At 42.1% G+C, this 20974-nt stretch carries 22 protein-coding genes; 17 read left to right on the top strand and 5 right to left on the bottom strand.

Translation table 11 applies throughout. The annotated features are described in order from the left end of the window. The first annotated feature begins 71 nt into the window (after positions 1–71). From pdxB to C6H66_RS19175, 10 genes are all read left to right on the top strand, one after another. Complete coding sequence (gene pdxB, locus C6H66_RS19220; RefSeq protein ID WP_105396422.1) at positions 72–1202, top strand: 4-phosphoerythronate dehydrogenase PdxB; 1131 nt, start codon at positions 72–74, stop codon at positions 1200–1202. A gap of 51 nt (positions 1203–1253) precedes the next feature. Then, entirely contained in the window at positions 1254–2264 is a 1011-nt protein-coding gene (locus tag C6H66_RS19215) for an aspartate-semialdehyde dehydrogenase (protein WP_105396421.1), read from the top strand. Positions 2265–2305: 41 nt separating this feature from the next. Continuing rightward, positions 2306–3100, top strand: coding sequence for a tRNA pseudouridine(38-40) synthase TruA (gene truA / locus C6H66_RS19210; RefSeq protein WP_181150246.1), 795 nt, complete (start codon positions 2306–2308; stop codon positions 3098–3100). A gap of 47 nt (positions 3101–3147) precedes the next feature. Further along, the gene (locus C6H66_RS19205) at positions 3148–3837 is read left to right on the top strand and encodes a DedA family protein (RefSeq protein WP_046396066.1); all 690 of its coding nucleotides are present in this window, start codon (positions 3148–3150) and stop codon (positions 3835–3837) included. A gap of 103 nt (positions 3838–3940) precedes the next feature. Continuing rightward, on the top strand, positions 3941–4885 hold the full coding sequence (gene accD / locus C6H66_RS19200; RefSeq protein WP_046396067.1) for an acetyl-CoA carboxylase, carboxyltransferase subunit beta: 945 nt from the start codon (positions 3941–3943) through the stop codon (positions 4883–4885). After that, a complete protein-coding gene (gene folC / locus C6H66_RS19195; RefSeq protein ID WP_105396419.1) occupies positions 4878–6176 on the top strand; it encodes a bifunctional tetrahydrofolate synthase/dihydrofolate synthase in 1299 nt (432 codons plus the stop codon). Before accD ends, folC begins: the two co-directional genes overlap by 8 nt. After that, complete coding sequence (dedD, locus tag C6H66_RS19190; RefSeq protein ID WP_105396418.1) at positions 6166–6849, top strand: cell division protein DedD; 684 nt, start codon at positions 6166–6168, stop codon at positions 6847–6849. The genes folC and dedD overlap by 11 nt, the downstream gene beginning before the upstream one ends. Before the next feature lie 219 nt (positions 6850–7068). Continuing rightward, entirely contained in the window at positions 7069–7575 is a 507-nt protein-coding gene (cvpA, locus tag C6H66_RS19185; RefSeq protein WP_036813971.1) for a colicin V production protein, read from the top strand. Positions 7576–7589: 14 nt separating this feature from the next. Then, on the top strand, positions 7590–9107 hold the full coding sequence (gene purF, locus C6H66_RS19180; protein ID WP_046396070.1) for an amidophosphoribosyltransferase: 1518 nt from the start codon (positions 7590–7592) through the stop codon (positions 9105–9107). Between the two features lie 45 nt (positions 9108–9152). Then, entirely contained in the window at positions 9153–9737 is a 585-nt protein-coding gene (locus tag C6H66_RS19175; protein WP_046396071.1) for a UbiX family flavin prenyltransferase, read from the top strand. Here the strand turns inward: C6H66_RS19175 and C6H66_RS19170 are convergent. From C6H66_RS19170 to C6H66_RS19155, 4 genes are all read right to left on the bottom strand, one after another. Next, the gene (locus C6H66_RS19170; RefSeq protein ID WP_036813968.1) at positions 9718–10632 is read right to left on the bottom strand and encodes a TIGR01777 family oxidoreductase; all 915 of its coding nucleotides are present in this window, start codon (positions 10630–10632) and stop codon (positions 9718–9720) included. The genes C6H66_RS19175 and C6H66_RS19170 overlap by 20 nt on opposite strands. Before the next feature lie 154 nt (positions 10633–10786). Continuing rightward, positions 10787–11407 carry a GSH-dependent disulfide bond oxidoreductase gene (yfcG, locus tag C6H66_RS19165; protein ID WP_105396417.1) on the bottom strand — a complete coding sequence of 207 codons (621 nt, stop codon included), beginning with the start codon at positions 11405–11407 and terminating at the stop codon, positions 10787–10789. A gap of 171 nt (positions 11408–11578) precedes the next feature. Beyond that, the gene (locus C6H66_RS19160; RefSeq protein WP_105396416.1) at positions 11579–13108 is read right to left on the bottom strand and encodes a type III effector; all 1530 of its coding nucleotides are present in this window, start codon (positions 13106–13108) and stop codon (positions 11579–11581) included. Between the two features lie 56 nt (positions 13109–13164). Next, positions 13165–13575 carry a type III secretion system chaperone gene (locus C6H66_RS19155; protein ID WP_105396415.1) on the bottom strand — a complete coding sequence of 137 codons (411 nt, stop codon included), beginning with the start codon at positions 13573–13575 and terminating at the stop codon, positions 13165–13167. Positions 13576–14341: 766 nt separating this feature from the next. On the opposite strand from C6H66_RS19155, the gene C6H66_RS19150 reads away from it, so the two are divergent. Together C6H66_RS19150 and yfcD are read left to right on the top strand one after the other, a co-directional pair. Beyond that, positions 14342–16219: a lipase family protein gene (locus C6H66_RS19150; RefSeq protein ID WP_105396414.1), complete on the top strand. Its 1878-nt coding sequence runs from the start codon at positions 14342–14344 to the stop codon at positions 16217–16219. A gap of 357 nt (positions 16220–16576) precedes the next feature. After that, positions 16577–17119, top strand: coding sequence for an NUDIX hydrolase YfcD (yfcD, locus tag C6H66_RS19145; RefSeq protein WP_105396413.1), 543 nt, complete (start codon positions 16577–16579; stop codon positions 17117–17119). Positions 17120–17305: 186 nt separating this feature from the next. On the opposite strand, the gene C6H66_RS19140 is transcribed toward yfcD, so the two are convergent. Next, complete coding sequence (locus tag C6H66_RS19140) at positions 17306–18175, bottom strand: AraC family transcriptional regulator (protein ID WP_105396412.1); 870 nt, start codon at positions 18173–18175, stop codon at positions 17306–17308. Between the two features lie 702 nt (positions 18176–18877). Here C6H66_RS19140 and C6H66_RS19135 point away from each other — a divergent pair. The 5 genes from C6H66_RS19135 to tnpA form a co-directional block, all read left to right on the top strand. After that, positions 18878–19657, top strand: coding sequence for a DUF4225 domain-containing protein (locus C6H66_RS19135; RefSeq protein WP_105396411.1), 780 nt, complete (start codon positions 18878–18880; stop codon positions 19655–19657). After that, positions 19650–20009, top strand: coding sequence for a hypothetical protein (locus C6H66_RS19130; protein WP_105396410.1), 360 nt, complete (start codon positions 19650–19652; stop codon positions 20007–20009). Before C6H66_RS19135 ends, C6H66_RS19130 begins: the two co-directional genes overlap by 8 nt. Then, positions 20002–20355: a hypothetical protein gene (locus tag C6H66_RS19125; protein WP_105396409.1), complete on the top strand. Its 354-nt coding sequence runs from the start codon at positions 20002–20004 to the stop codon at positions 20353–20355. Before C6H66_RS19130 ends, C6H66_RS19125 begins: the two co-directional genes overlap by 8 nt. After that, positions 20348–20692, top strand: coding sequence for a hypothetical protein (locus C6H66_RS19120; protein WP_146111076.1), 345 nt, complete (start codon positions 20348–20350; stop codon positions 20690–20692). The genes C6H66_RS19125 and C6H66_RS19120 overlap by 8 nt, the downstream gene beginning before the upstream one ends. A 113-nt stretch (positions 20693–20805) precedes the next feature. Further along, a partial coding sequence (tnpA, locus tag C6H66_RS19115) for an IS200/IS605 family transposase (RefSeq protein WP_146111075.1) occupies positions 20806–20974 on the top strand: 169 nt, incomplete at its 3' end.

The following is a 20974-nucleotide window of genomic DNA, read 5'->3' as shown; positions in this document are numbered from 1 at the left end:
TTATGGGTTTTGTTATGATTCAGTGGCAAAATAGCCGGCTACGTCCGTTTTATGCCACAGGATGGAATTAAGTGAAGATTTTGGTTGATGAAAATATGCCTTATGCTGAACAACTATTTCAGCCATTGGGGGATGTGCAAGCTATTCCGGGGCGTCCGGTGCCGGAGGGGGCATTGGATAACGCAGATGCCTTTATGGTCCGTTCGGTGACTAAGATTGATGAAGAACTGCTGAAAGGCAGCACGATAAAATTTATCGGTACGGCTACCGCAGGGACTGACCATGTGGATCAGTCGTGGTTATCGCAGGCAGGAATTGGGTTTTCAGCGGCGCCGGGATGTAATGCTATTGCTGTGGTTGAATACGTTTTCTCTGCATTAATGTTGCTGGCTGAACGTGACAATTTTGAGCTTAAAGATAAGGTTGTAGGCATTATCGGGGTCGGTAATGTCGGCAGTAGACTGGCGGAACGGTTAGCTGTTCTTGGTGTGCGGACGCTTTTATGTGATCCACCAAGAGCAGCTGCCAGAGGGGGTGTTGGTGACTTTTGGCCGTTGGAGAAACTGGTCAAAGAGGCGGATATTCTGACATTCCACACGCCATTGAATAAATCGGGTCCATATAAAACTCACCATTTGGTGGATGCTGAATTATTATCGGCTTTGCCGGATAATCGCATATTGATTAATGCCAGCCGCGGTGAAGTTGTTGATAATCAGGCTCTGCTTGGCGTGTTGGAACATGGTAAGAAACTTCGTGTTGTTCTGGATGTTTGGGAGCCGGAGCCTGATTTATCCCTGCCATTACTGAAATTAGTTGATATTGGTACACCACATATCGCAGGTTATACCCTCGAAGGTAAAGCGCGTGGTACTACACAGGTATTTGAAGCTTACTGCGGATTCCTCGGCCACCCTCGCAAAGTGGCTTTATCTGATCTATTGCCGGAACCGGATTTCAGCCGGGTTACCCTGCATGGAAATGTGACTCAAAGCACACTGAAGCGGTTGATGCATTTAGTGTATGATGTGCGCCGCGATGATATGCCATTACGGCAAGTGGCCGGTCAAAAAGGGCAATTTGATTATCTGCGCAAGAACTATTTAGAACGCCGGGAATGGTCATCCCTGACTGTATGTTGTGATAACAGAGAGAGTGCTGAATTGTTAGCCGCTCTTGGTTTCAGCACAGAACTGATTTAATTCGTGCAGAAATATATCTGCATGTCAGAAATATAGATGGAGAAAACCAACATGTCAGAAGGTTGGAATATTGCCCTGTTGGGTGCGACAGGGGCAGTAGGTGAAGCGATATTGGCGTTATTACAAGAGCGTCAGTTTCCCGTTGGTGAATTGTATCCTCTCGCCAGTGAGCGCAGTGCCGGTGAGAACCTGCGTTTTAATGGTAAGAATTTTGTTGTTGGTGATGCTGCTGATTTTGACTGGTCACAGGTACAACTCGCTTTTTTCGTGGCTGGATTAGAAGCCACAGCACGATATGTTGAAAAAGCGACAGAAGAAGGTTGTCTGGTGATTGATAGCAGTGGGTTGTTTGCTATGGAACTGGATGTACCTTTAGTTGTTCCGGGTGTTAACCCTCATGCATTGGCGGATTATCGCAACCGTAATATTATCGCTTTGGCGGATAATATGACCAGTCAGGTACTGACAGCTATTAAACCGCTGGTGGATGCTGCTGGAATTGCACGTTTGCATTTGACTAATCTGTTCTCTGTTTCTGTTCATGGCAAAGCGGCGGTTGATGAATTAGCCGGGCAGAGCGCACGTTTACTTAACGGCATCCCACCGGAACTGGGTCGTTTTAGTAAACAACTGGCATTTAATCTTTTGCCGTTGCCAACAGATGTTGAAGGTTCTGTGAGTGAAGAGCGTCGTCTTGTGGATCAAATACGCAAAGTTTTACAGGATGAGGGATTACCCATTTCAGTGAGTTGCGTTCAGTCTTCTGTTTTTTATGGTAATGCTCAGGTCGTTCATTTGGAAACCTTGCGTCCGGTCGGGGTGGAAGAAGCTCGAGAAGAATTAGAGCGGATGGTTGATATTAACGTTGCAGATGAAGGCGATTATCCGACGCCGGTGACAGAAGCATCAGGTAATGATGCGCTGAGTATTGGTTGCCTGCGCCATGATTATGGTATGCCGGAAGTATTACAATTCTGGTCTGTGGCTGACAACATCCGATTTGGTGGTGCATTAATGGCTGTTGAGATAGCGGAAAAACTGATTCAGGAGCAATTTTACTGATGTTCGGTACAGAACAAACGGAATCTGTGCCAGGTTCAAAAATGAAAATTGCATTGGGCATTGAGTACGATGGTAGCCGATATTATGGCTGGCAGCGTCAGCAAGAAGTGAAAAGTGTTCAAGGATGCCTTGAGGAAGCATTATCAAAAGTCGCCGATGAATCTGTATCAGTATTTTGTGCTGGTCGGACCGATGCTGGAGTACATGCAACAGGGCAAGTTGTGCATTTTGAAACGGCTGTTCAGCGTAAGGATGCCGCATGGACAATGGGTGTGAATGTACACTTACCGCCGGATATTGCTGTTCGTTGGGTAAAAACCGTGGATGAGAGTTTCCATGCCCGTTTTAGCGCAACTGCCCGGCGATACCGTTACATTATTTTTAATCATCGTTATCGTCCGGCAGTGCTGGCCAATGGAGTGACCCATTTTCACTATCCACTGGATGAAAAGCGAATGCATCAGGCAGCGCAATGTTTGTTAGGGGAAAATGATTTTACCTCTTTCCGTGCAGTGCAATGCCAATCTAAAACACCTTGGCGTAATGTGATGCACATTAATGTCAGCCGTTATGGGCATTATGTCGTCATAGATATTAAAGCCAATGCTTTTGTACATCATATGGTGCGTAATATAGCCGGTAGCCTGATGGAAATTGGTTGTGGGAATCAGGATATTAACTGGATGGCCCAGTTGCTTACTTTAAAAGACCGGACGAAAGCCGCTGCGACGGCAAAAGCGGCAGGGTTGTATTTGGTTGCTGTTGATTATCCGGCGCAATTTGATTTGCCTGGCGCTGCTATGGGGCCTCTGTTTTTGGCAGATGATCTGATTTAACACTTGTTAGTTGCCGACACGGATGTTTTGGCATAGCGGGGAATATGATGGAATTTCTGACTCATTTTGTTGATTTTGCTAAATTTATTATTGATTTCATTCTCCATATTGACATTCATTTGGCCGAACTGGTCGCACAATATGGTCATTGGGTGTATGGCATTCTGTTTTTGATTTTATTTTGTGAAACAGGATTAGTGATTACGCCGTTTCTGCCAGGAGATTCGCTGTTATTTGTCGCCGGTGCTTTAGCGGCTTTGGACTCAAATGATCTGAATGTACATCTCATGGTGGTATTGATGATTATTGCGGCTGTTATTGGCGATGCTGTGAACTATGCTATTGGTCGCATTTTTGGCGAAAGGTTATTTATTAATCCAAATTCAAAAATTTTCCGCCGCAGTTATTTAGATAAAACACATGAGTTTTATGAAAAACATGGTGGGAAGGCAATTATTTTGGCGCGATTTGTACCGATTATCAGAACATTTGCACCATTTGTTGCAGGTATGGGGAAAATGTCTTATCGTCGTTTTGCTGCTTATAACGTGATTGGCGCACTAGTTTGGGTTCTGTTATTCACCTATTCTGGTTATATATTCGGTGATATGCCAATGGTACAACAGAATTTGAAACTGTTGATTGTCGCTATCATCTTTATCTCAATCCTGCCCGGAGTGATTGAAATTTGGCGGCATCGTCGTACGGTGATGAAGCAGAAGAGTGATAACCGGTAACAGGTTTGAGCAGTTTTTTATCCACACTGTAATAGCATTGTGGTTTAATGGCACACAAATAACAAAACTGGCATAAGCCAGATTCAGACGGAAAGATCATTCAATGAGCTGGATTGAAAAAATTCTTAATAAAAGCAACATTACCCAAACTCGTAAAGCGAACATCCCAGAAGGGGTTTGGACTAAATGTGATAGTTGCAGTCAGGTGCTCTACCGTGCTGAGCTAGAGCGCAATCTTGAGGTTTGCCCTAAATGTGATCATCACATGCGTATTTCGGCGCGTACCCGATTGGCTACATTCCTTGATGAAGGAGCAACGACGGAATTAGGAGGGGAATTAGAGCCAAAAGATATTCTTAAATTCCGTGATTCCAAAAAGTATAAAGATCGTATATCAGCGGCGCAGAAACAAACCCAAGAGAAAGATGCCCTGATCGTGATGAAAGGCACTCTGAGTGGTATGCCGGTTGTTGCTGCTGCTTTTGAATTTGCATTTATGGGCGGTTCTATGGCTTCGGTTGTTGGAGCCCGTTTTGTCCGTGCCGTAGAACAAGCGTTGGCAGACAATTGTCCTCTGATTTGTTTTTCTGCCAGTGGCGGCGCTCGTATGCAAGAGGCATTGATGTCATTGATGCAGATGGCGAAAACCAGTGCTGCTTTAGCAAAAATGCAAGAACGTGGTTTGCCTTATATCTCTGTTATGACCGATCCGACAATGGGCGGTGTTTCAGCAAGTCTGGCGATGTTGGGTGATATCAATATTGCTGAACCAAAGGCATTGATTGGTTTTGCCGGGCCACGAGTTATTGAGCAGACTGTCCGTGAAAAATTACCGTCCGGTTTCCAGCGTAGTGAGTTTTTGCTGGCAAAGGGAGCGATTGACATGATTGTTCGTCGTCTTGAAATGCGTGACACGCTTGCCAGTTTACTTTCTAAACTCACTCATCAGTCGCAGCCGGGAACTAAGCCAATTGTTGCTGAATTTGTGGCAGAACCCGCTGATGTCGAGGCGGATATTCAAATAAACACCAATAAAGAAGATGTCTGACACTTTACAAATTCCTCAAGCCACGTCGCCATTGATGACGTGGCTTTCCTATCTTGGGAACCTGCACACTAAGGCCATTGATATGGGGCTTGAGCGTGTGGGGAAGCTTGCCCAAACATTAGAATTGGTTAATCCTGCGCCTAAGGTGATAACTGTATCCGGGACTAATGGCAAAGGAACCACCTGTTGCGCGATAGAATCTATTTTGTTGGCGTCCGGGCTGAGAGTGGGTGTTTACAGCTCTCCGCATCTTGTACGTTATACCGAAAGAGTGCGTATTCAGGGGAAAGAGTTACCTGAACAGGAATTCTGCCGTGTATTTGCGGATATTGAATCTCGTCGCGGTGATATTTCACTAACTTATTTTGAATATGGCACATTAGCGGCTTTGCAACTGTTTAAACAAGCTTGTCTGGATGTGGTCATCTTAGAAGTAGGTTTAGGTGGGCGGCTTGATGCGACAAATATTGTAGATGCCGATATTGCCGCTATTACCAGCATTGCACTTGATCATATTGATTGGTTGGGGTCAGACCGCGAGCATATTGGCCGTGAGAAAGCGGGGATTTTCCGTAAAGATCATTTTGCCGTAGTGGGTGAGCCGGATATGCCATCTTCTGTCGCGGAAGTTGCGGACGAATTAGGCGCCAAGTTGTTTCGCTGTGGCGTTGATTGGCGTTTCTCTCAACAGGATAAAAACTGGCGCTGGCAATCTGATGATAGGCTATTTAGCAATCTACCTTTGCCAAATGTTCCTCTGATGAATGCCGCGACGGCAATGGGAGTTATTTGTTGCCTGTTACGACAAGATGATAAAGTCAGCCGGGCTATTAATGAGAGCGCCATCCATCAAGGGTTGCAAAATGCACAGTTGCCGGGGCGTTTTCAGATAGTTCGTGAAAATCCACTGTTGATCTTGGACGTGGCGCATAATCCCCATGCGGCGGCTTATCTGGTACAGAGACTGGCTCAATTGCCTCGTCAACCGGGTAGCAAAATCCTGGGTGTCGTGGGTATGTTAGGTGATAAAGATATTGCCGGTACACTGACTTGCCTGTCACAGCAAATAAATGAGTGGTATTGCGCTCCGTTGACTGAATTGCGTGGTGCCGATGCACAGACATTGGCGCAGTATCTTGAACAGTCGCAGCTATTTACTGATGTGGAAAGTGCCTGGCATCAGGCGATGGCTGATGCTGATGAGCAAGATATTGTTGTCGTTTGTGGTTCATTCCACACGGTAGCGCATGTCATGGAGGCTCTGGACAGGGAGAAGGGAAGTGGCAAGTAGATTTCAGAATCGTTTGGTTGGAACAATTGTCTTGGTAGCATTGGGTGTCATTGTGCTGCCTGCGTTGTTAGACGGCAACAAGAAATATAACGAAGATAAATTTGCATCAATTCCCCTGGTTCCAAAGCCTGGGGATGAGCAAGAAATTGAATCTATACCTCCTCTTAATCCACCAATATTATCAGTGCCTCTGGAAGATGAGACAGAGGCATTGCAGCCAGAAACATTGGAGCAGCCGGAAATACCATTGGTTACTACTCCTAATCCCACGCCGATAGTCCCTCCTGCTGTTCAGCCAGAAGTGAAGCTTCAACCACAGATTAAGCTTGAACCAAAACCAGAGACTAAGCCGCTCGCTCCGGCGCTTAAACCTAAACCAGACATTAAGCCAGAGCCGAAACCTGAAGTTAAACCGGTTGAAACCGCCCCGCAAGGGCAGGCTTATATCGTACAACTGGGTGCTTTAAAAAATGCCGGAAAGGTAGATGAAATCGTTGCCAGATTACGTTTGTCCGGTTATCAGGTTTATACGGTTCCTTCATCTCCGGTTCAGGGTCAATTAACCAGAATATATGTTGGTCCGAATGCCTCTAAGCAACAACTTGACTCGGCATTATCAGAATTGAAAAGTTTGACTGGATTACAAGGGCAAGTAAGGAGTTATCGGCCATAATAGTTACAGATTGTAATAAAAAGTGGGCGGATACCTATGTGACGAATAGGACAACGATCATGAAGAAGTAAATCTTAAGTGATTGCGGTGACGATGATTACTCAAATTCGCCGTCCAATTATTTTCAGCGGGATAGGAAATCTTGCTACGCAAACGTTTTCGTTTTCTGTTAGAATGCACTTGAAACGGATGCCGAGGTGTCTATTTTGGAATTAAAACATGGTTTGGATTGATTACGTTATTATCGCCATTATTGGCTTCTCGGCATTAGTTAGCCTGATTCGTGGGTTTATTCGTGAGGCATTATCGCTGGTTACTTGGGGATGTGCTTTCTTTGTGGCAAGCCATTTTTATACTTACTTAGCGGTCTATTTCACCCGTTTTGAAGATGAATTGGTGCGTAACGGGATCGCTATTGCGTTGCTGTTTATTGCTACTTTGATTGTCGGTTCTATGGTGAACTATGTGATAGGTTCTCTTGTGCAACGGACTGGATTGTCAGGTACTGATCGAGTACTGGGGGTCTGCTTTGGGGCATTGCGTGGTGTACTGATTGTCGCGGCTATTCTGTTTTTTCTGGATACATTTACACCATTGGCTCGAAGTGAAGATTGGAAACAGTCACAATTGATCCCACAGTTCAGTCATATCATTAGGTGGTTCTTTGACTACCTGCAAAATGCGTCAAGTTTTTTGCCGGAGAAATATACCTCTCCGTTTGGCTGATGAGGAAAAACTACATGTGCGGTATTGTTGGTATCGTCGGTTTTACACCGGTTAACCAGTCGATTTATGATGCGTTGACGGTGCTTCAGCACCGTGGGCAAGATGCTGCGGGCATTGCCACTATTGATGGTAACAATGGGTTTCGTTTACGCAAGGCCAATGGCTTAGTGAGAGACGTGTTTGAAGCCCGGCATATGCTGCGTTTACAGGGAACGATTGGGATTGGTCATGTTCGTTACCCGACAGCGGGCAGCTCCAGTGCATCGGAAGCTCAACCGTTTTATGTGAACTCTCCATTTGGTATTACATTGACACACAATGGTAATTTGACGAATGCTCATGAGTTGAAGAAAAAGCTGTTTGAGGATGCCCGTCGCCATGTGAATACCACGTCAGATTCTGAGATTTTGCTCAATGTTTTTGCTAGTGAACTGGATTGCTTCCAGCATTATCCATTGGAGCCTGACAATATTTTTGCGGCGGTAGCGGCACTGCATAAACAGGTGAGTGGCGCTTATGCCTGCATTGCGATGATTATTGGTCATGGATTAGTGGCTTTCCGTGATCCGCATGGTATTCGTCCGTTGGTTTTAGGCAAGCGTACTTTGGATGATGGCCGTAATGAGTATATGGTCGCTTCTGAAAGCGTTGCATTGGATACGCTAGGCTTTGAATTCCTGCGGGATGTTGCATCAGGTGAAGCAGTTTATATTACTGAGCAAGGTCAGCTATTTACTCGTCAATGTGCTGAAAATCCTTCTCTGACCCCCTGCTTATTTGAATTTGTCTATTTGGCTCGTCCAGACTCCTTTATTGATAAAATTTCGGTTTATAACTCCCGTATACGGATGGGACATAAACTGGGGGCGAAAATTGCCCGTGAATGGGAAGATTTGCATATTGATGTGGTGATTCCAATCCCCGAAACATCTTGCGATGTCGCGCTAGAAATTGCCCGCATACTCGGTAAACCCTATCGTCAGGGATTTGTGAAAAACCGTTATGTTGGTCGGACATTTATCATGCCTGGGCAACAGGAACGCCGGAAATCAGTTCGCCGTAAACTGAATGCCAATCGCGCGGAATTCCGTGATAAAAATGTGCTATTGGTGGATGATTCTATCGTGCGTGGTACAACGTCAGAACAGATTGTTGATATGGCTCGTGAAGCGGGCGCGAAGAGAGTTTATCTTGCTTCGGCAGCACCGGAAGTGCGTTTCCCGAATGTTTATGGCATTGATATGCCCAATGCAAATGAACTGATTGCTCATGGGCGTGAAGTGGATGAAATTCGTCAGCTTATTGGTGCAGATGCATTGATATTTCAGGATTTAACCGATCTGATCGACGCTGTTCGTGAAGAAAACCCGGATGTTGATGGGTTTGAGTGTTCAGTATTCAATGGTGTTTATGTTACCAAAGACGTCGACCAGACTTATCTCTATTATCTGGAGAATCTGCGTAAAGATGATGAAGTAAAGCTGAATAATCAGAATGAAATCGAAAACCTGGATATCTATAATGAAGGTTGATGGCCTTCGGGTTTAAATAGCTGTTCGGTGTTTGATGAGGAAAAAATGAAAAGATTGATAGTAGGGCTTACAGGAGCAAGCGGGGCTATTTATGGCGTAAGGCTACTGCAAGTTTTACAACCAGTTGAAGGAATAGAGACACATCTGGTTATCAGTCGTTCCGCCCGCCAGACACTGGCGCTTGAAACAGATTATAGTTTACGAGATGTGCAGGCGCTGGCTGATGTTGTGTATGACAACAGAGATATTGCCGCTGCCATCTCTTCAGGTTCATTCAAAACTTCGGGCATGGTCATTTTGCCATGCTCAATAAAAACCCTTTCAGGTATTGTTCACAGCTATACTGATGGATTAGTGACCAGAGCGGCAGATGTTGTATTAAAAGAAAGCCGTAAGTTAGTGCTTGGGGTGAGAGAAACGCCGTTGCATTTGGGGCATCTCAGGCTGATGACTCAAGCGGCGGAAATTGGCGCGGTGATTATGCCGCCTGTGCCTGCATTTTATCATCAGCCTCAACAGATTCAGGATATTATTGACCAGACGGTTAACCGAGTGCTTGATCAGTTTGATATCGAGCTGCCTCATGATCTATTTACCCGTTGGCAAGGGGCTAAAAGCGTTGAGATTTAGCATTTAGTAAGTCTTCAAATGCCTCTTTTAGCTGAAAATAGCGGAAGCCAAAACCCGCTTGTTCCAAGTTATGCGGTATGGCCTGTTGTCCGCCTAGTACCAGCGCTGAAGCTTCTCCCATCAGTAATTTCAGCACAAAAGCAGGTGTTCGAATAATGGCAGGGCGATGCAATACTTCTCCCAGTGTTGCAGCAAATTGATCATTATGTACTGGATAAGGGGCGGTCATATTAAAAGGACCGCTCAAATCAGGCGTCATTAACAGGTAATAGATGCCATTCACCATATCGTCAATATGAATCCAGGGCAGATACTGTTTCCCGCTCCCCATAGGGCCGCCAAGCCCAAGACGGAACAGGGGAAGCATTTTTTTCAGTGCTCCGCCGTTTTTTGCCAGTACAACACCAGTACGTAAAAGACAAACCCGGGTTTTATCACTGGCTGCCTGTAATGCAAGTTGTTCCCACTGCTTACATAGCTGATGAGTAAATTCATCATGAGGCGGCTCATGCTCTGTGACGACTGTTTGATTCTGATCCCCGTAATAGCCTACCGCAGAGCCGGAAATAAAGACTTCCGGTGGTGTCTGGCTGGCATTAATCAGCTTGCTGAGTTGCTCTGTTAATGTCCAGCGACTCTGGCACAGCTTCTCTTTTTGCGTTGAAGTCCATAGCTTGTTTGCTATGGGTTCGCCAGCAAGATTGATTACGGCATCAAAATCGTTGAGATCGGTTTTATCTTTCAGGCTGGTCCAGCATTCAGCTTGATTGCTGAATAGAGAATAAACTTTTTGAGGTGAGCGGCTTAGAATAGTAATGGAATGGGATAGAGAAAGAAGTTGGCAAACCAGACGGCTACCAATCAAACCTGTTCCGCCAGTGATTAAAATACGCATAACCACTCCTATAACCTAAATTGTTGATATAAGAACTGTTGTTGATATAAAAACTATAGCATATAGCAGAGATATAAGGGCTGGTGGTTAAAGATATAGCTATCTGTCAGCCGGATCAAGTTTTGCGGGGAAATAGTTACCCCGCAGACAGGTATTAGGCTTTGCTATAGGCAATTTGAGTGGCGGGGCGTTGACTGATAGCATCAAACCATTTTTTCACTGTCGGATAATCGTTCAGATCAATATTCTGACGTTCATAGGCACGAACCCACGGATAAGTTGAGATATCAGCAATACTGTATTCCTGACCGCCCAGATAGGGTGTTTTTTCCAATTGGGTATTCAGGACTTGATACAAGCGCTTTGTCTCTTCCTGATAACGATTAATCGCGTAAGGGACTTTCTCCGGCGCGAAGTGACTAAAATGGTGATTTTGTCCTAGCATTGGGCCAAAGCCGCCGACCTGCCAAAACAGCCATTGCAGGCTTTGAATACGCTCACGCATATCTTTGCTGAGTAACTTACCCGTTTTTTCTGCCAGATAAGTAAGAATGGCGCCAGATTCGAAAATGGCGATAGGTTTACCCCCATCGATTGGTTGCTGATCAACGATGGCGGGAATCTTATTATTAGGCGAAATGGCAAGAAATTCAGGTTTGAATTGATCTCCGGCGCCAATATCAATTCGGTGAATATGATAGGGAAGACCAGCTTCTTCCAGGAAGAGGGTGATTTTATGGCCGTTTGGCGTTGGAGCATAATACAGATCGATCATGGAACCTCCAGTGGAACACGTAATTGCGTCACACATTACCATTAATTTGTGCAGCGTGTAAGGTATGCTGATACCCTTCCTAGCCTAAGACCAACGTGATCTTCCTGAGCAGTACGACAGGAAGATCATGAATAAAGAAATGATCAGTTTTTCTTCTGGAGAAAAGCGTACTTATTTGGAGCTTGTTTTTATGCTGCCATCCGCGTTAACTGTTGCCCGACTTCCGCCGTACAGATCTTTCCTGAAAGTAGAGTAATCTGTGTGGACATCATCACGGCCTTCTAATTCTGCCAATACTTCCTGGCTGGATACGCTAAACCCTTTGGCATGGATAGGAGAAGAAAAGGGTTCGGTATAGAGATTCAATCCCCACTGAGGCGCTAAACCGTGGTTAGCCGCGCCTAAATTAACTTCAATCATAGAGTGATGATTATCATCAACCAGATAACCCGTTGCCAGCCATCGAGTCAGTTCTTTCATTTCCCGATCCCCACGTTGAATGGATTGCTCTGGTGATTCGCCGTTAGTAGGCGTACCTAAAGCAAGATCATTTTTCAGACCGGCGCCCAACAACCTGGCCGCAGTAATAAAGCGATCCGTAGTACCCGAAGGTGCAGCGACAGTTGGCAAATTGTGCAAAGCGGCATCCTGAGAAAAGCCTGTATTTTCTTTCACATTCCAGACAGAAAAACCGTTACCACGTTGTACGATAATGTTTTCCTTAGCTAACTCTTGATGTGCTTTGATAGGTTCTGAACGACCAAATTGATAGTCAGTTCTGTCCAGCCGGTTGCGAGGATTTAGACCGGCAAACGCCAGCTCTCGGTTGGTCAGACGATTATCGGCCTCAAGTGAAGCGGCGGTTGCCCAGACACTATCCTTATCAGGCGCTGCTGTTCTGAAATCTCTCTGGACTTCTGTAAGGCTATTGCCGGCCAGAGCCGGGTTACTGATAACTTCTTGCCCGTCTTTCTGTTTAGTCACCTGATATAATTCGGGATTTTCAGAGGCATTAAGTTTATTTTCATTTTTAAAAGTGTAGAGATTCAATTGATCAGGTAAGGGCTTTTCCTTAGTGGAACCGCGGGCAGGTGCAAAGTTTTTACTTTCCAAGTAACCAATATCAATTATATCCTTGAATTCTGATTTCAATTCAGGTGATGAATAAATTTTCTCCAGAGTGTCCCGGAAATAAGCTGAGTTAGTGAGATCATAATAAGCAGTGGCCTTCTCCCTCAATGTTAGCGGTTCTGTATTTGCCCTATCAGGTCTTACACCATTCTGCCGTGCTTCACTAATGATTCGAGTAAATCCACCTGCGCCAAGTTGACCGACAATACTAAAACCGGGCTTATCTCCGGTATAGGCATTAAGCATTTTAGTAACTGCTGTTAACTCATTACCCTCCGCCCGAACAAAAAGTTTGACCAGATTGGACAAGAGAGAATCAACTGTTTTATGGGCGGCAGTGCTTTCGCTGGCTAAACGAGAAATATTAGTTTCAATTTGCTTGTTAGTTACGACGGATTTTTCATTCCAACGTGTGATAACCGAGGTTGGCGCTGTCAGTGGGTTATCAATGGTATTATTTAGCAATGGTTCGCAGCAATGGCTAGTTTTATCTGTTGCAGTTGGTTGATGCAATTCAGTTTGATGAATATCGATTCTGGTGTTAGCTCTCTGTATTGAAAAATCTGGCATATTTTTTCTCCATTATTTTATTTTCTGCTGTGAACCATTTAGCCTGAGAAAACAGGTCAAACAAAAATATCGTGGGCTGAAGCGGAAGTGGTGAGTTTAGTTTCTGGAAAAGGAAGTTCGGCTCTTATTTTTTGCAGGTTTCCCAGAATATTAGCCAAGTCAGTAGCATCGATTCGTTCTATATCTTGTAATAAACAGAGACGAATAGTTTGCGTTGGCTGATGTAATGCAAGCCATGCTCCTCCAAGCATATTTATATTACTGTTTAATGAGAGCCAAAATTCCGCATCACTATTCACAAACGAGGCCACCGTATGATGAAAAGTCAGTGTTGTTCTTGTTGAATCCACTTCTAACCACCAGGGGCCATAATCACCGATGTTCAATTGCACTGCGCCGGTGGAAAGATTCAACATAATGTTAGTTTGAGCGGCAAAATCTGCGCATAATTTTTCTAATTTGGACATCAATAAATCTCATCAAAAAAATTAACAGTAAAATATTGCCACAAATTATGTGGCAGGAGCGTGGGATCGTCTATCAAAAACAGGCAATAATATTGTAAGAATTAATCAGATGAATGGATTCTTGGGGGGTAACGAAATAATACCGTCAACGTATAGTGACGGTTGGTTTCTATGAAGAATTTGGTGCTAAATCTAGTGGGATAAGGTGAATAGCCAATTTCAATACTATTTTCAATACTAACTCTTCGGTGATGGTTTCTGAGTCCTTGTAGACTGAGGGGAATAGGCTGAACATGTTGCGTGATGACTAATGAAAATGTGCTATCAATGATAAATTATTAATTAATTTCTTATTTCTGTTTTGATTGAGCATAGAGGGAATTTTTTCATTATTTAATTCATTGAAAATAAAATTTAATGATTAATCATGACAATTAGTATGGATAATTTTTTCCCTATGTAAATCAAACTATTATTTCTTCTGTTTTGTGGTGATAATAACTTCATATCAGGATAATGAGTTTTTGGTTTTTATTTTTTGTGGATTTAGTATTTGTGAAATTAAATAAATCAATGATCTGCATTGTTATTTGGCTGCCATTTTTTACCTTATGTTTTTCATAATGATATTCGTTTTGCATTTATTGAATTTTATTACAATTACAGACTTGAGTGAATGAATTTTCTCTCCCACTATTATTGATGTATCGACCTAATAATAAGTGTCGAATTAATATTCCAGAATAAAAAGAGGGAGATAATAATTATGAGCGAATTATGCCCACGTGATATTATTGATAGCCAAAAAATGACAGAAAATTGGGTGGAGTTCCAATTAGTTGATGAACAAGGTAATCCATTAGTGAATATGCCTTATCGTCTGATAAGTAGCGGGAGGTTCCGAGATGAACGCAAAGGTGTGACTAATAATCAAGGATTGCTTAGGGAAGAAAACTTATCACCTGATGCGGTAACGTTATATATCAGCGCTCAACCATTAGCTGATGAAATGGAACAACGTCCATTACGGGAAAAGCGCAGTATTAGGGCGTCAGTTGTCAAACCAAAAGCGGAAACGGAAGATCATCAACACCATTATGTGACGATTGGACAGATAAGTGATGGCTTGCCTGTCATTGATAAATGGATAGAAGAGAAACCGCCACGCTATCATTTCCCGGATTCGGTACCGAAAGGTTTTCGTGTTCTCTCAACAAACTGCCGGTATGTTTTGGAAGTATGTCCGTTTCGTGCGTGGGTACTATTGTTACATCATCAGAAAGATTATTCCCTGGTGAATGCTTATAATTTGGCACTAATGGGATTACTGTCATATTTTGATGATAATGTCGATATAGCTGGTTCTATTACTCATTTTTTTAACCGACAGATGCTGGATATATCTCAATTGCCTGGTAAGGTGGAAAAAATAGCGCGTACTCCCATTGTTTATGATGTGCCATTTAGTGAACGTTACACTGATGTTGTATTTATTGATTCAAAAGCGGGTGAAAGCGGGATAGGAGATACGGAATTATTTTATGCAGCTAATCAACAAGAGATTATTGTCAGTTGGCGGGGGACGGCGAGTGTTGATGACGCTATTACTGATATTATGTATCAACCATTGAAATTGGGTTGTGAACCAGATGGTGTATGCAGTGGTTTTATTAATAATGGTAAAGTTCATCGGGGGTTTTGGGAGGCATTTGATCTTATTGGTCAGTTAAAAGTTCCCGGTTCTGATGAAAATATGTTTGATAAAATTATTAATTTAGCTAAAAACCGAAACGTATTTGTTTGTGGACATAGTTTAGGTGGCGCTTTAGGGTTATTGCATAGTGCCCAACTGAAAGAATATCATCCTTGCTTGTATAGCTATGGGATGCCTCGGACATTAACCCGCAGCGCGGTACAAGAATTAGAAGATATTACACATTACCGTCATGTGAATGAAAATGATTTGGTTCCCTCTATGCCCCCGGAAAAAGATTTGGATAACTGGCTTTATAATTATTGGGGACCATTGGGTTATCTATTTAGCGCCATTGAATTGTTGGGTTTGACAAAAGGTCAGGAAGTTTTTTTACATCATGGAGAAATCGTTCATTTCTATAAGGCTGATCTTATTATTGAGACTTTAAAACAGGATGATTCAAACAACTTTATACGGCTTACAGAGGTATTGCCTGTCATGGCAAAATTGTATTTGATTCCGTCACTGAATCATGAAACTGAAGATAATATGAAGATGGCATCGGAGATTCAAAAGGAATTTTTTAAACATATAAGTAGTGCTGATAGGGATAAGTGGTTCCCACGTAATGCAAATCCGACCTTAAAATATGCTTTAGGTGTCCCTGATCACCGTATGCTAAACTATATTCATTACATTGGTGATAGAATTGCAGAATTGTTTTCTCCCGATAAATATTATTTTTATCAAGAACAGAAACAATTATTTGAAAAAACAATGAATGAAAGGAGTGATATTATTCCTGATATTCGGCAACGCAATACGCTGTTTTTGAATATGGATGACCAATTAGAGCTAGCACTTATTGATACTCTGCAAGATAAACGCGATATTTTGGCCTTAACACGTTATACCAATATTGCTACGCGGATTGAGAAAGAATTATGATGAAACAGAGGTGAATAAATTAAATATTAAGATTAATGAATTGAAATTTATAACCAAATAAATAGAACGCCAGAAAATAATGCCGCCATAATGAGGAATATGGACGGACGACGGTTTGAATTTCTCTTTTCTAATTTTCAGGGTTGATAAGATGAAGCTGTCAACCCTGTTATCATTACCAGTAAAAACCTTATCAGACTACAGTTTCTTTACAGTTCTATTTCAAGTTTAGCGAAAAGGTTGCATGAGCCGTCTGAAACGAATAACTTCGTAGGGTCCCTATCGATTTGGTTGTTTTGAGTAGAATAAACATTTTGTAGATTTACAAGTTCTTGCTAATAAAAAAGGTTTTTGAAGATGGAACAAGAGAATGTAGTGAGTGTTGAGTGGATCGATATCGTTAATGAAAATAATGAAGTCATTGCTCAGGCTACGCGTCGACAAATGCGTGCCCAACGTTTACGACACCGTGCGACTTATATCGTTGTTCACAACGGCATGGGAAAGATTTTGGTTCAACATCGTACAATAACTAAAGATTTTTATCCGGGAAAGCTGGACGCGACCGCAGGCGGTGTTGTGATGGCGGGTGAAAATATGTTGGATTCTGCCCGGCGTGAAGCAGAAGAAGAGTTAGGTATTGCCGGTGTACCTTTTGCAGAACATGGTAGTTTTTATTATGAAGCAGAAGATTGCCGTATTTGTGGCGCATTATTCAGTTGCATCAGTCATGGTCCGTTTGCTTTACAGGAAGCGGAAATTGATGATGTGTGCTGGTTGACGCCGGAGGAGATAACCGCTCACTGTGATGAATTCACCCCTGATTCGCTGAAAGCGCTTTCTCTATGGCTGACACGTAATAATGATTTTGATGCAATTATTGTCAATAGAAAAAAATGAGAATAGCCTAAAAAGAATTATCTAATTAATCTGAGTAAAAATTAATGAGGTTGTACGTTCTTATTGATGAAATGCGGGAGGATGGCTGGCGGCCATCCTCCAATACGACCGTACCGTTCTTTCGAGATTTTGGGCAAACTGTTAATAACGTGCTGTAAAATATGTGCCTGCGACACAAGCGCCACTCTATTTAAGCGGTAAGTAAATATCCGTCAGTAATTCATGTATAGCGACTTCATGCACAAAATTAAAATAATGAAAGTACAGTGGGAAATCGCGTAGCTCTTCTCCGCTGGCAGGTAGCCAGTCGCGATACAAATATCGCGCACTCTCTGATAAAGAATCATGTGAGCCATAATGGCGAGCTACGGCACAGCGTCCACCGGGTATGACGCCGTTAGTCACTCCGAACAGATTGTCCTCTTGGATTGGCGCCTCGACTGTGCCGCAAATATCAAAGCGGAAATCTTCTCCTTTTATCGTTGCCGGATCGTGTGGAGCGATACCGTAGGTTTGACTGCTGGTAACAGGTGACAGTCCTGTGGTTTTGCGCCATGCGATAAAACGTGCGGTGGTTGCATTGACCAACTCGGGTTGACCATGATGGGACAACATGGCAACAAGTGTTTCTGGAAAATTAATAATTTTTACATTCATGGTTTGTCTCCTGATATGTTTTTGTTCAGGCATACGCTGGTGCCAATTTATCCAAGCCGGTTGTTTACGGAACTGGCTTGGTGTCAGACCAAATGACTGTTTGAAGGCCCTGCTGAACGATTCTGGATTCTGAAAACCTGCGTCCAACGCAATATCGATGATTTTTTCTAACGGATTGAATGCCAGACGGTAAGAAGCACGCTTTAACCTCATTAATTGGATATAGCGTCCTACAGGTATACCGCAGTAATTGGCAAACTGCCTATGAAAGTGATGACGCGAAAAATTCGCTACCTCACTCAGTTGTTCCAATGTGAGCGGCTCATCCAAATGGCGCTCAATATAATTAAATACCTGATTGAATCGTTTGACGTAGGCGTCAGTTTTATCATTGTGCATTGAATCCTCCAATTAGAGAGCACTATGCCTGAACATAAGAGACATTGCCTGACTGATATTGCTGACTTTTGCGTTAAGCCGGTGTGGAAAACGTTATTTCAAATGAAATTCTAATCGTGTAAGTAAGGAAATAACAGCACATAGCAGGGCAATGAATTTAAAGCGTATTAGGTAGTAAAAGAGTATGAAGATTTTAAGCCTCTTGATTTTGTTAATGAAAATAACCGGGTTCTTTAGGGATGAGAAACTCTATGGGGATATAATTGTTATTATTGAAGAATAGATAGTGTTTAAAAAATTAGGTTTGAATAATGGTTAGTATTTAGAAGATAGAATATCTGGGGAAGAAAAGACTATTTATTGTTCTATTATTGTGATTTAATGGATTTGGTTTGATTTGATAGAAGTCGTAAAGATATTGTATGGCCCAGATAATCTGGGTATCCGCTATGGAAAAGCATTTCTCGATATTAGCGTGCCTTAATAGGTATTATCAGGAATTAGGATCATGTGGGACCAAATCATAGCTATCTGATTCAGCCGTGGATGAGGACCTTTTTATATAACGGTTATCCATTGGAGTTTAGAATCAGCATTCTAAGGTTAAGGGCTTACAGTGTTCTTTTGGACAGGATCATGGAGTGGTTATCACATTGTTTGGGGATCGTATGAGTCAAAATTAACGAGTTATAGAGGTTTAACATGGCGTTTTCATCAAGACAGAGTTTGCATTATTTAGAGCTCAAAATTAAAGAATTACATGAGATATCATCCAAGCTTAATTTTAGATATCTTTCTGATGCTAGAAGCGGGTGTCGTTTCCTTTTTGAAATAAATGAACTCATCAGAACGGTTAATCATGAGATAGGTACAAATTGCTTGTCTGTTGATGGTGGTATTGCAATCCTGCAAGATGAAATAGATAACCTAAAGAGACAGGAATTTGACCTGTTAATGAATGATAGCCAGATATATATGATTGTTCAAAAAGAAAAAAAAGAAGAAGGGGATGAAGAAACCAATTTAACTTTGAAAGGAATTGGTTTTGTTAGCGGTGGTTCTCAAATCTTTGCTGGTCTTGGCGTATGCGTGGCCTCTCTTGGCGCCGCTTGTGCGGGTTTTGGTGTACCTCTACTGATACAGGGAGGAAATAATGTTTATGAGAATGGGTATTACCTGTTATTAAGAAAAGAGGTTTCAGGTCCGGTAAGAGATGTTTATCGTGATGCAGCTAAAACGCTTGGTTATAGTGGAGCTGATGGTGATAGAATTTACGGCTATGTAGATCTGGCGTTGTCTGGGTACGGAATGGCAAGATCTGTTGTGAGGCCCGGAACGTTTCGTTTATTTCGGTATATAAAAACTGATTACATCAGAGGGTGGCAGGTGATGGGGAGGATACCTTTGCTTGCTGAGATTACTGGTGATCTTGTGACTAGTTTCGGTATTTATTCGATTTCTAAAGGTGAGAAAAATGAATGATGATGTGACGTTATCCTATTACAATGTTTTTTTTGTAATTATTTATTACACAATGTCTATTCTCGTGCTTATTGTACTTTTTAAGTTGAGGGGGTACGTAAAAATTTATATTCAAGCGGTTGTTTTTACTATTATTCTTTTGGTTTTTACTGTTATTCAATATAATATTTTATTAAATGGCGGCGTTCTGATATATATATATCCACATTATTTTAGTATTTATGATTATAGCTCAATTCGGTTTGGTGCTTTGTTTTTCTTTATTGTATATTGCTGTCTGATGCCTGTGAGCAAATTTGATCGTGAGGAAAGAGAAAAGCAAAGTGGAAATGATGGTGAAAAAAATGAATGATGATGTGACATTATCCTATTACAATGTCTTTTTTGTAATTATTTATTACGTAATGTCTATTTTGGTGCTTATTGTACTGTTTAAGCTGAGTGAATATGTCAGGGGCTATATTAGAGAGGTGATTTTTACTGTTATTATTGTGGTTGTTGGTGCTATTCAATATGGTATTTTTGTAAATGGTGGTGTGCTGGTATATATATTCCCACATTATTTTAGCATTGACGATTATGATTCAATTAGATATGGTGCGAATTTTCTTTTATTTTTATATCCTTGTCTTCTTATTATGGATAGACCCTATAGTAAAGAAAAGGAAAGCAGAGATAATGGTGAAAAAGATGAGTGATGATGTGACATTATCCTATTACAATGTCTTTTTTGTAATTATTTATTACGCAATGTCTATTTTGGTGCTTATTGTACTGTTTAAGTTGAGGGAATATGTAAGGGGTTATATTCGAACGGTGCTTTTTACTGTTATTTTTGTGGTTGTTAATACTGTACAGCATAACATTGCTGTAAATGGCGGTGTACTGGTATATATATTTCCACATTATTTTAGTATTTATGATTATAGATCAATCCGGTTTGGTGCTTTGTTTTTTGCAATTGCATATTCTTGTCTTCTTACTATGAATAAACCTGATAGTGAAGAAAAAGAAAAAGAAAAAGAAAAGAATTGATATTTATTCAATGGATTACAGAGTGAAGTTTATTCTTCCATATGAAAGGTTAAAACCACCGACTTTAGTCGGTCAGCTTTAGCTGAGATACTGTGTTGCATGGGAGGTGCAACATGGATTACAGATACGGTAGTCACACAGTATTTCAGATTGAATACCATTTTGTGTGGGTAACGAAATACAGGCACAAAGTGCTGATAGGTGAAGTAGCAATACGGGTGCGCGAGTTAGTTCGTCAGACATGTGAAGCATTTGAAATCAGGATATTAAAAGGGGTCGTGA

The sequence above is a fragment of the Photorhabdus hindustanensis genome (genome assembly GCF_002968995.1).
Taxonomy (GTDB): domain Bacteria; phylum Pseudomonadota; class Gammaproteobacteria; order Enterobacterales; family Enterobacteriaceae; genus Photorhabdus; species Photorhabdus akhurstii.
The sequence above is the reverse complement of the archived record's forward strand: the minus strand, read 5'-3'. Positions and strand labels throughout refer to the sequence as shown.